At 62.8% G+C, this 11,406-nt stretch carries 10 protein-coding genes; 4 read left to right on the forward strand and 6 right to left on the reverse strand.

The window, feature by feature from the left end:
- Positions 1-135 precede the first annotated feature (135 nt).
- The 3 genes from infA to yacG are packed head-to-tail and all read left to right on the forward strand — an operon-like array spanning position 136 to position 1,193.
- Positions 136-354, forward strand: a complete 219-nt coding sequence (infA, locus tag FJW08_RS26540) for a translation initiation factor IF-1 (RefSeq protein WP_006329283.1) — start codon at positions 136-138, stop codon at positions 352-354.
- 18 nt (positions 355-372) lie between these two features.
- A complete protein-coding gene (locus FJW08_RS26545) occupies positions 373-999 on the forward strand; it encodes a Maf-like protein (protein ID WP_140758914.1) in 627 nt (208 codons plus the stop codon).
- A complete protein-coding gene (gene yacG / locus FJW08_RS26550) occupies positions 996-1,193 on the forward strand; it encodes a DNA gyrase inhibitor YacG (RefSeq protein WP_140812927.1) in 198 nt (65 codons plus the stop codon). Before FJW08_RS26545 ends, yacG begins: the two co-directional genes overlap by 4 nt.
- 15 nt (positions 1,194-1,208) lie before the next feature.
- Here yacG and FJW08_RS26555 read toward each other — a convergent pair whose 3' ends face one another.
- The 6 genes from FJW08_RS26555 to FJW08_RS26580 form a co-directional block, all read right to left on the reverse strand.
- Complete coding sequence (locus tag FJW08_RS26555) at positions 1,209-2,579, reverse strand: alpha-glucosidase/alpha-galactosidase (protein ID WP_140812928.1); 1,371 nt, start codon at positions 2,577-2,579, stop codon at positions 1,209-1,211.
- Between the two features lie 19 nt (positions 2,580-2,598).
- On the reverse strand, positions 2,599-4,266 hold the full coding sequence (locus FJW08_RS26560; protein WP_140812929.1) for an ABC transporter ATP-binding protein: 1,668 nt from the start codon (positions 4,264-4,266) through the stop codon (positions 2,599-2,601).
- Positions 4,267-4,276: 10 nt separating this feature from the next.
- Positions 4,277-5,413 (reverse strand): ABC transporter permease, encoded by a 1,137-nt coding sequence (locus FJW08_RS26565; RefSeq protein ID WP_140812930.1) that lies wholly within the window; start codon positions 5,411-5,413, stop codon positions 4,277-4,279.
- A complete protein-coding gene (locus FJW08_RS26570) occupies positions 5,414-6,421 on the reverse strand; it encodes an ABC transporter permease (protein ID WP_140812931.1) in 1,008 nt (335 codons plus the stop codon).
- Positions 6,422-6,558: 137 nt separating this feature from the next.
- On the reverse strand, positions 6,559-8,640 hold the full coding sequence (locus FJW08_RS26575) for an ABC transporter substrate-binding protein (RefSeq protein ID WP_140812932.1): 2,082 nt from the start codon (positions 8,638-8,640) through the stop codon (positions 6,559-6,561).
- Between the two features lie 161 nt (positions 8,641-8,801).
- The gene (locus tag FJW08_RS26580) at positions 8,802-10,268 is read right to left on the reverse strand and encodes an alpha-glucosidase/alpha-galactosidase (protein WP_140812933.1); all 1,467 of its coding nucleotides are present in this window, start codon (positions 10,266-10,268) and stop codon (positions 8,802-8,804) included.
- Between the two features lie 66 nt (positions 10,269-10,334).
- Here FJW08_RS26580 and FJW08_RS26585 point away from each other — a divergent pair, with 66 nt between their 5' ends.
- Positions 10,335-11,390 (forward strand): AraC family transcriptional regulator, encoded by a 1,056-nt coding sequence (locus tag FJW08_RS26585; RefSeq protein WP_348642696.1) that lies wholly within the window; start codon positions 10,335-10,337, stop codon positions 11,388-11,390.
- Positions 11,391-11,406 lie beyond the last annotated feature (16 nt).

An 11,406-nucleotide genomic window follows, 5' to 3' on the forward strand; every position in this document is an offset into this window, starting at 1 on the left:
ATTTCAGGTCTGTCCGACCTGAAATCATCCGACTCTAGGTCAAAGAAGTAGAGCATGATGTCGTCGGAAATCCGCTTCACACTTTTCGGCATCATGCTCTAGGCGCCGGAACTGTCATCCAAGCAAAGGTATCGAATGCCGAAGGAAGAAGTCCTCGAGTTTCCGGGTATCGTCACGGAATTGTTGCCCAACGCGATGTTCAGGGTGAAGCTCGAAAACGAACACGAGATCATCGCCCATACGGCCGGCCGCATGCGCAAGAACCGCATCCGCGTGCTGACCGGCGACAAGGTTCTGGTCGAGATGACGCCATACGACCTGACCAAGGGTCGCATCACCTACCGTTTCAAGTAAGATCAAGACCCGAGCGCGATGAGCATTTCGCAAAAGCTGGTGCTTGCCTCGGGTTCGCCGCGCCGCATCGAACTCTTGCAGCAGGCCGGCATCGAGCCGGACCGCATCCTGCCAGCCGATATCGACGAAACGCCGCTGCGTGCCGAGCATCCGCGTTCGCTGGCCAAACGCCTGTCGAAGGAAAAGGCCGAGAAGGCGTTCGCGTCGCTGAAGACCGAGACGGACTATGCGCCGAGCTTCGTGCTGGCCGCCGACACGGTGGTCGCGGTGGGGCGACGCATCCTGCCCAAGGCCGAAACGTTGGATGATGCCGCCAACTGCCTCGGGCTGCTGTCCGGCCGTTCGCACCGGGTCTATTCCGGCATCTGCCTGATCACGCCGGGGGGCAAAATGCGCCAGCGGCTGGTCGAGACGCGGGTGCGTTTCAAGCGGCTGCCGCGCGAGGAGATCGACGCTTATGTCGCCTCGGGCGAATGGCGCGGCAAGGCCGGCGGCTATGCCGTCCAGGGTCTCGCCGGCTCCTTCGTCGTCAAGCTCGTCGGCTCCTACACCAACATCGTCGGCCTGCCGCTCTATGAGACGGCGGCGCTGCTCTCGGGCGAAGGTTTCAAGGCCCATCAAAACTGGCTGTCCGCGCGGCCATGAGCCTCGACGACAAAGTGACGCCGTTGCGGCCCAAGCGCCCTTGCCCCGAATGCGGCAAGCCGTCGGCGCGCGAGACCTATCCGTTCTGCTCGACGCGCTGCAAGGACATCGACCTCAACCGCTGGCTGAAGGGCGCCTATGTCATCTCGGCGCGCGACGACGAGGAAGAACCGGACTCCGACGAGCCGAAATAAGACGAGCGCCGCCGGTCAGGCGGCCTGGTTCTTGCGATTTCCACGCGTCCAGGCTGGCAGCCAGTCGCCGTGAGCGGCCAGGAGATCATCGACCAGTGACCAGATCTGGTCGAGGTCGAGTTCGGCCGCAGTGTGCGGGTCCATCATCGCCGCGTGGTAGATGTGTTCGCGGTTTTCGCTCATCAGCGCCCGCACCGTCAGTTCCTGCACATTGATGTTGGTGCGGATCAGCGCCGTAAGCTGCGGCGGCAGGTCGCCGATATAGGTCGGCTGGATGCCGGAAGCATCGACGAGGCACGGCACTTCGGCGGCACAATCGCGGGGCAGCGAGGTGATGCATCCATTGTTGCGGACATTGCCGTAGATCACCGACGGCTCGCCGGTCCAGACCGAATTCATGATCGATGAGGCATATTCCTTGGACTCCTCGACCTCGATGCGCTGGGCCGAGTTATAGGCCTGCGCCTGGTCTTTCCAGCGCTCGATCTGCTCGATGCAGCGCTTCGGGTATTCATCGAGCGGAATGCCGTATTTCTCGATCAGATCGGGGCGGCCGTCCTTGATGAAATAGGGCGTGTATTCGGCAAAATGTTCCGAGCTTTCGGTGACGAAATAACCCAGCCGGGTCAGCATCTCGTAGCGCACCTTGTTGGGGCAGCGGGGGTTCCAGCCGGGCTTCGGCGCGCGGCCTTCGCGATAGGCGCGCACAAGATCGGGATAGAGGTCGCGGTAGGATCCGTCCGGCTGGCGATGTTCGAACTTCAGGTAGAAGGCCATGTGATTGATGCCGGCCGAGCGGTAACGAATCTCGTCGTAGGGAAGGTCGAGATCGTGCGCCAGTTCCATCGCCGTGCCTTGCACCGAGTGGCACAGCCCGACCTGCCTGATCTCGGGGTATTTCTCTGAGATCGCCCAGGTGTTGATCGCCATCGGGTTGACGTATTGCAGCATGATCGCCTGCGGACACACGGCAAGCATGTCCTCGCAGATCTTCCAAAGATGCGGCACGGTCCTCAGGCCGCGCATGATGCCGCCGACGCCGAGCGTATCGGCGATCGTCTGGCGCAGGCCGTATCTCTTCGGCACCTCGAAATCCGTAACGGTACAGGGCTCATAGCCGCCGATCTGGAAGGCGACGACGACGAAATCTGCGCCCGCCAGCGCCTTGCGCTGGTCCGTGTAGGTTTCGGCCTTCGCCTTGACGCCGAGTGTGGCGATCAGCTTGTTGACGACAACGGCGCTTTCTTCCAGCCGCTGCGGATTGATGTCCATCAGCGCGATCGTGGCGCCCGAAAGCGCCGGGCGCTGCAGCACGTCGCCGACAATGTTCTTCATGAACACCGTCGAACCGGCACCGATGAAAGTGATCCTGGGATGTCTTGCCAATGTAACCTCCGGCATGTGTTCAGGCCACGTCGAAAGCGGCCCTGACGAGCCGTTCGGTGTAGGCGGTCTTGGGATTGGTGAGGACCTCGTCGACGGGTCCCTGCTCAACGATCTTGCCGTGCTGCATGACGATGACGCGGTGGCACAGCGCGCGCACCACCTTGAGGTCGTGCGAAATGAAGAGGTAGCTCAGGCCGCGCTCATCCTGCAGCTTGCGCAGCAGATCGATGATCTGCGCCTGGACGGAGAGGTCCAGCGCCGATGTCGGCTCGTCGAGCAGGATGAATTCGGGTTCGAGCGCGATGGCCCGCGCAATCGCGATGCGCTGGCGCTGACCACCGGAGAATTCATGCGGAAACCGCGACAGGATATCGCCCGGCATGCCGGCGCTGACCAGCGCCTCGCGCACCCGCTCGACCCGTTCGCGCCGTGTCGCGCCGATGCTGTTGACGATCAACCCTTCCTCGATGATCTGGCCGATCGTCATGCGCGGGTTGAGCGAGGAGTACGGGTCCTGGAAGACGATCTGCATGCGCGAACGAAGCGGCCGCATCTGCGCTCGCGACAAGCCATGGATAGGCTGGCCATCGAAGCGGATCTCGCCGCGTTTGGCGTCGGTCAACCTCAGCAGCGCCTGGCCGAAGGTGGTCTTGCCGGAACCGGATTCGCCGACCAGGCCCAGCGTCTCGTGGCGGCAAAGCTTGAGGTCGAGATCGTCGACGGCGACCAGTTCACGCCAGTCGGGCTTCAGGAACGTGCCGTGGCGCAGCATGAAGCAGACGCGCACGCCGTTCGCCTCGAGGATGGTGCCTGAGCCCTCCGGCAGCGGTTGCGGTCGGCCGCGTGGCTCGGACGCAAGCAGCCGTTGGGTGTAGGGATGACGCGGAGCGGCGAAGAGCCGTTCGGTGACGTTGTGCTCGCACATTTCGCCATGCTGCATCACATAGACATAGTCGGAAAACTTGCGCACCACGGTGAGATCGTGGGTGATCAGGATCACCGCCATCCGCAGCTCTTTCTGCAGATTGCGGATCAGGTTGAGGATCTGTGCCTGGACAGTGACATCAAGCGCGGTCGTCGGCTCATCGGCGATCAGCACGTCGGGATCGTTGGCGAGCGCCATGGCGATCATCACGCGCTGCCGCTGCCCGCCCGAGAGCTGGTGCGGATATTGTTTGAGCCGCGCCTCGGGTTCGGGAATCTGCACATGCCGCAGCAGTTCGAGCGCCCGTGCCCAGGCTTGCCTGCGGCTCACCTTGCGATGCACCCGGATTGCTTCGACGATCTGGCTGCCGACCGTATAGATCGGATTGAGCGAGCTCATCGGCTCCTGGAAGATCATCGAGATGCGGTTGCCGCGCAGCTTGCGCCGGGCGCTTTCGGGGAATTTCAGGATGTCCTGACCGTCGTAACAGATGCTCGATTTCGGCGACACGGTGGCGCGGCGCGACAGCAACCCCATGACGGTGCGCGCCGTCACCGACTTGCCGGAACCAGATTCGCCGACGATCGCGATCGTCTCGCCGCGATAGAGCTGGAACGAGATGTCCTTGACCGCCTCGACGACGCCGTGCTCGACCTTGAAGGCGACCTCGATGTTGCGGGCATCGATGACGGGCTCTCCCTGGCGCCCATCATGGTCAAGGCGGAAGGCTGGTGCGAAGGGCTCGGCGAGTACGACGGTCATCCCGGTCCCCTCAATACGGATCGACGGCATCGCGCAGGCCGTCGCCCAGCGCGTTGAAGGCAAAGACGGTGACGAGCACGAAACCGACCGGCGACAGGATCCAGGGATAGGTTCCGATGACCGAATAGGTCGCGGTGTCCTGCAGCATCAGGCCCCAGGAGATCAGCGGCGGCTTGACGGCAAAACCGAGGAACCCGAGGAAGGATTCGAGCAGCACCACCGTCGGGATCGCAAGCGTCACGGCGACGATCACGTGGCTCATCACATTGGGGAAGATGTGCTGCAGAATGATGCGTCGGTCAGTGGCCCCGACAGCCATGGCGGCGCGCACATACTCTATGCGCGCCAGCGCCAGCGTCTTGCCGCGCACCTCGCGCGACATCTGCGCCCAGCCGAGCGCCGACATGACGATGATGACGAAGGCGAGGAACACATCGGTCGGCGCGGTGACCGGGATCAGCGTCGTCAGCGCCAAGTAGAGCGGCAGTTGCGGGAAGGCGAGCACCAGTTCGACGAAGCGCTGCATCCAGACATCGAACCGGCCGCCGAAATAGCCGGAGACCATGCCAACGGTGGTGCCGATGACGGTGATGATGAAGACAACCGTCAGCGCGATCATCAGCGAGACGCGCGAGCCGTGGATGGCGCGCGACAGCACGTCGCGGCCGAACTTGTCGGTGCCGAGGAAATGCACCGGCTGGCCGTCCGTCGAGGCGAAGAAATGCCGGTTCGCCGGTATCAGCCCGAAGAGCTTGTAGGGTGCGCCTTCGACAAAGAAGCCGAGCAGCCTCGGATGGTCGTAGTCGGGGCCGACGATGGGCTGGAAAGTGACCGGATCGAGGTCGGCCGAATCGGCCAGCGCGTAGACCCTCGGCCGCGCGACGAAATTGCCGTCCTTGTCATGGAAGGACGGCAGCTGCGGCGGGGCGAAGCCGACATCGGTCGCCTTCGGATCCATCGGCGCCAGGAATTCGGCGAACACGGCCATGACCAGGAGCAGCACCACCAGCCAAAGCCCGGCCATACCGGTCCAGGAGCGCTTCAGCCGGCGCCAGACCAGCGCCATGTAGCTCTCATTGCCGCGTGTGGGCGCCACCGTGGCTCGCTCGGCCGGCAGTGGCGGTGGTGAAGGGTCTCGTGCCAGCATCTAGCCCTCCCCGAACTGGCGCACGCGCGGATCGAGCAGGACGAGCAGCATGTCGGCGATGATGTTGCCGACGATCAGCGTCGCCGACAGCACCATCATGAAGGTGGCGGTGACATAGACGTCGCCGACCGCCATCGAGCCGACGATCGCCGGACCGACGGTCGGCAGCGCGAAGATGATGGCCGTCTCGATCTCGCCGGTCAGCATATAGGGCAGCACCACGCCCTGATACATGACCAGCGGATGCAGTGCGTTGGGCACCGCGTGGCGCATGACGACGGCTCCGCCGGTCAGTCCCTTGGCTCTCGCCGTCTCGACATATTGCGCGTTGAGCGTGTCGAGCAGATTGCCGCGCATGACGCGCATATTGTAGGCGAGGCCGCCGAAGGTGGCGATGGCCACCACCGGCCAGACATGCTTGACCAGGTCGACGAATTTGGCCCACGACCATGGCGCACCGCCATATTGCGGCGAGAAGAACGAGCCGATCTCCGACACGTTGAACTGGAAGACCAGGAGATAGACGATGATCAGCGCCATCAGGAAGCGCGGCACCGTCATGCCGAGGAACGAAATCGCCGACAGGGTCGAGTCGATCCAGGTGTATTGCCGGGTCGCCGCCCAGATGCCGAAGGTGATGCCCAGCACCGAGGCGAGCAGATGGCAGACCAAAGCCAGAAGCAGCGTGCGCGGCAGGCGCTCGCCGACGACGTCGGCCACCGGCTTGTTGTAATAGAGGCTGTAGCCGAAATCGCCGCGGGTGACGATGCCGCCGACCCAGTTGAGGTACTGGACGGGCAGCGGCTTATCGAGGCCGTGTTCGACGCGATAGGCCTGGGCTTGCGCGTCGGCCTCGGCGAAAGAGGCTCCGCCCTGGTTGATGAGCTGCGAGCGGATGTAATCGGCATAGTCGCCCGGCGGCGCCTGGATGATGGCAAAGGTGACCAGGCTCAGAATAGCGAGAACCGGTATTGCCGACGCTATGCGCGTGAGCAGGAATCGCAGCATGGACGGTCCGCTTCCTCATCTCGCCGGGTCGCTCCCTTGGAGGGGCGTTCGGAGGGTTGGTTTGTCCCGGCCGCGCCAGCGGCGCGGCCGGGTCTCTCTCAGTCAGGGGAGGTAAACTTACATCGGGGCCCTTAAACTTACATCGGCCCCTTGTCTCCGGGCTTGCCGGGAAGCTCTTCGGGGAACAGTTCGTATTTGGCCTGCTTGTCGGCCGCGACGAAGACCCGTTCGCGTATGATCGAATCCTCGGCCCAGTTGAACATGAAGATCGGGGTGCCCTGCGGAATGTTCGAGAAGCGCTTGTTGATGATCAGCGCGCCGGGATATTCCGTCAGGCCGATATTGTAGACGTGTTCGGTCGAGATCTTCTGGAAGTCCCGCATCAGACTGGCGCGCTGGTCGTTATCCGCCGATGAGACGAACTTGTTGACGATGTCGACGAGGTCCTTCTCGAAAGGCATCAGATCGACCTCGCCGCTTTCCGGCGCGCGGTGATCCCAGCTGGTCTTGGGGCCGACTGGAGCGAGCTGCACGGTGTTCTGCACCACGGAGGTCAGCTCCTGCTCATTGCGCCGGATCAGCCAGTCGAAGCGGCCTGAGTATTGCGTGGCATCGCGCTGGGTGCCGTTAAGCCCGTTGAGCACGATCCGCAGGCCAAGCTTCTCCATCTGCGCGACCACGCCTTCGGCGAGGCTCTTGTCGGTCGTGTAGTCGTTGTTGACCAGCATCACGATCTCGACATTCTTGCCGCCGGCGGTACCGGCCGGGAAGTTGACGAAACCATCGCCGTCGGTGTCCTTCAGGCCGGCCTTGGCGAGTTCGGCCTTGGCGCCCTTGAGGTCGAAAGGATAGTAGACGGTGGATTTGCGGTCATAGAAGCTGGTGCCCGAGGAGAGGCCGCCCGGATAGATCGCGGTGAACGGCCCCTTGACGAGGGAATCGCCCAGCGCCTTGCGGTCAAGCGCCATGGTGACGGCCTTGCGGAAATCCTCGTTGCGGTTCAGTTCGCGGATCGCCTGGCCGCGCTCGTCCGGGTTGCCCCAGCCATTGGCGGAAAAGTTCAGGCGCAGATTGTAGCCGATCAGCCGCGGGCCGAAGGCCAGACGTGCCGGCGCATTCGGCTCCGCCGCGCGCTTCAGAGAGGCAACGAAATTTTCCGGCTGCTCAAGATTGGAGAAGTCGCCTGCACCGGCGACAGCCTGAACGTCGCGGTCGGCCCAGGTCGACAGCTTGTAATGCAGCTCGTTGAGATAGGGCAGTTGGTTGCCCTTCTCGTCCACCTTCCAATAGTACGGATTGCGGCGCATGACGATGATGTCGTCGGCCCGATATTCGACCGGCACCCAGGCGCCCATGACCGGCATGTTCATATATTCCGGCGGGAAGGCGTTCTTGAACTGGTCGTAGGTGTTCTTCGAATATTTCGGGTGCTGCGGCTTCAAGATGTGCGAGGGACCGGGGCAGAAGGTGCCATAGGCCATTGCGTAGAGGTGCTGTTTCGGGAAGGCATCCTTGAAGGTCCACTCGACGGTGTAGTCGTCGATCTTCTTGAGCGTCGTGCCGACGCCGAAGGTTTCCTGGGTGGCGCCATTGAGCGGCGAGACGTTGGGATCCATGACCTCGTCGTCCCAGTAGAACATGACATCGTCGGCGTTGAATGGCACGCCGTCGGACCATTTGGCACCTTCGACGAGATGCATGGTCAGCTTGTGGCCATCGGTTGACCAATCCCAGCTTTTGGCGAGGTTGGGCAGCGGCTCGGTGTCCTTCGCCTCGACCTGGAACAGCGGCGCGGTGCGCGTCAGGCATTCGGAAAGGCCGATGTCGATGCCGCCCCAGCCTTGGGTCTGGCCGGCGCCGTAGTTCCAGCCTTCCGGCCGGCCGCCGATGACATGGCGCATCGTATCGCCGTACACGCCGATGCCGTCCGGCATGTTGCCGGTCTTGAAGACCAGCGGCTCCTTCGGCAGCCGATCTTTCACCGGCGGCAGCTTGCCTGCCTTGACGTATTTTTCCGTGACCCAGTCGGGCTCGTGATACTCGGGCAGCGCCTTGAACTCCAGGATGGAGTCACGCGCCACGTACTTGATCTTGCCCTCGGCCGGAAACGTCGCCGGCACCGGCGCGACGGTCGGTTCGGAAGCGAAAGCGTTGAGCGCCGGAACGGAGACGCTCAGCGCCAGTCCAGCGGCAATGCCAATGCTGCGTAGGTTCCTCATTGTCTCCTCCCTCGTGTTCAGACGTCTGCTGCTGCTCGTCTTGCCTTGTTTATGCCTCGACGCAGTTCCAGGAAAACCGCTTCACACTTTTGCTGGAACTGCTCCCGGACGACTGACTGCGATGGACCTGCCTCCCGTGGGTCCGCCGCCGCGCTCGGTTCTCAGACGGCCTGTTTCAGCGCGGCTTTTTCGGCGCGCAATTCCTCGATCGAGCGCACGTTCCGCCGCGCGGCACCCGCCCAGTCGCGGGTCTTGACCGCTGATTTCGACAACCGCTCCTTGGCCGCCGGAACCGCATGGGCATATTGCGGCAACCACTGCGCCTGGGCGACAACCATTTCGTCGACCATTTGCCAGACCTCCTCCGGCGTCGAGACGGCGCCGACCAGCGGGTCGTGCAGCACGGCAAGCTTCAGAAGATCGATGTCGCCAGAGATCGCGGCATGGACCGACATGCGCTGGACATTGATCGAGGCCATGCAGGTGGCGGCACAGGCTTCCGGCAGCGTGATGCCGGCGGCCATGTTGATGCCGAAGCGGTCGACGAAACCGGGTGACTCGATGATGGCGTCGCGCGGCAGATTGGTGATTACGCCATCGTTCTTGACGTTGAAGTGGCCACGATAGACGCGGTTGGTTTCCAGCGCCTCCAATATGTGGCTGGCATGCTCGTTGGAGCGCTTTGACGCATCGATCGGCTTCGACGCCGCTTCGAGGAATTGCGGGTATTCGGTCTCGAACCAGTTGCGGGTCTCGGTGGAATAACGGAGGTAACCGCCCGTCTCGCCATGGATCCAGTCCGACATGTCGATCCAGCGCGTAATCTCGTCGGGACGCTTGCGGTACCAGGGCAGGTATTCGGAAAGATGCCCGTTGCTTTCGGTGGAATAGACGCCGAAACGCTTGAGCACGTCAATGCGCAGCTTTTCCTGCTGGGAATAGACCGGGTGCGCCTCGAAGGCGGCGACCAGTTCGTCCTTGCCGATTTCACGGCCGTTCAGCCGCAGCTCGATGAACCAGGTCTGATGGTTGATGCCGGAACAGACATAATCGAGTTCCCGCGGCGATTTCGCACCCAGCACCTCGGCGATCTGTTCGGCGCCGTGCTGGACGCCGTGGCAGAGGCCGACCGTGTCGACCTTGCCGTATTCGATCGCCGCCCAGGTGTTCATCGCCATCGGGTTGGCGTAATTGAGGAATTTCGCGTTCGTCTCCGCCACCTCGCGAATGTCCCGGCAGAAATCGAGGATCACCGGAATGTTGCGCTGGCCGTAGAGGATGCCGCCGGCGCAGATGGTGTCGCCGACGCACTGGTCGATGCCGTATTTCAAGGGAATGCGGATATCGTCCGCATAGGCTTCGAGGCCGCCGACCCGCACGCAGCTGATGATATAGCGCGCGCCCTCGATCGCCTTGCGGCGGTCGGTCGTCGCCGTCACCCTGGTCGGCAATCCGTTCGCCTCGACGATCCTGTCGAGGATCGCCTTGATCATCCCAAGATTGTGCTCGCTGACGTCGGTCAGCGCGAATTCGATGTCCTTGAATTCGGGCACGCAGAGAATGTCGGTGAACAGCTTCTTGGTGAAACCGACGCTGCCGGCGCCGATAATAGCGATTTTGAAACTCATCACCTTCACCTCGATCCAATCGAATGCTAGGCAAGGAGCAGCAAGGGAGGAAAACGGCCACACGCCTTGGCGTGCAAGCCATTCAAGCCGGAATCCGGCTTTCTCTCCTCCCGCCCGCTCCTCGATCGCGGGTTATTCGCGTTCTTCGAGGCGGGATTATGCGCATATTCGCGGGCGCGGCCAGAGAAGGATTATGCTTTCAGGGGTAATTTTGTGCTGCGGGATTTGATCGCCAACGGACAGTCGATGCGCACGGTCTCGCTGCCGCGCGGCCGCCAGCGCCTGCATGCCATGCCGACGAGCACGGGCTATGAAGTGCGCGAGGACGTGACCTATGATTGGGACGGGCGAAAGCGCGGCCAGACACCGTTCACCGTACTCCAGCATACGATCAGCGGCACCGGCCGGCTGCGCTACGAGAACCGTGATTACCGTCTGCAGACGAACGACACGCTGCTGGTGCTGGTGCCGCACAACCACCGCTACTGGCTGGCGAAGGGCGACCGCTGGGAATATTTCTGGATCTCGATGAACGGCGAGGAGGCGTTGCGCATTCACAAATCGATCCTCGACGTGTCGGGACCGGTCTTTCGGCTGCAGCCGGCGACGATCGATCATCTCGCCGATTGCAGCCTTCGCCTCATCCAGGGGGCCGCTTCGCCAGGCGCTGCTTCGGCCATCGCCTACGAGGCTGCAATGGCGCTCTATGACGATGTGTTCGGCTCGCACGCCTTTGCCGAAAAACAGAGCGCCATGCAGCCGGTCATCGATCACATCAACGCCAATCTCGACAAAGCCCTGCCGGTGGCGGACCTCGCCCAGATCAGCGGGCTCAGCCGGGCTCATTTCTCGCGCTGCTTCGCCGAGAGCGAAGGCCTGCCGCCCGCCGAGTTCGTGCTGCAGCAGCGGCTGCAACGGGCGGCGAAACTGCTGACCAAGGCGGACTTCCTGCCGGTGAAGGAAGTGGCCATCCTGTGCGGTTTCGAGGACGCGAATTATTTTTCGAAGGTCTTCCGCCGGCTTTACGGCACGACGCCCAGCCAGTTCCGCACCACCGGCATGTATGCCAGCCTGCAAATGCCGGCCAGGCGCGGCGTCAGGCTGTCGGACGACGAAGCCTGACGCCGCTTGGGACCTT

Origin of the sequence: Mesorhizobium sp. B3-2-1, assembly GCF_006439515.1 — a bacterium.
In the GTDB taxonomy this organism is placed as follows: Bacteria; Pseudomonadota; Alphaproteobacteria; order Rhizobiales; family Rhizobiaceae; genus Mesorhizobium.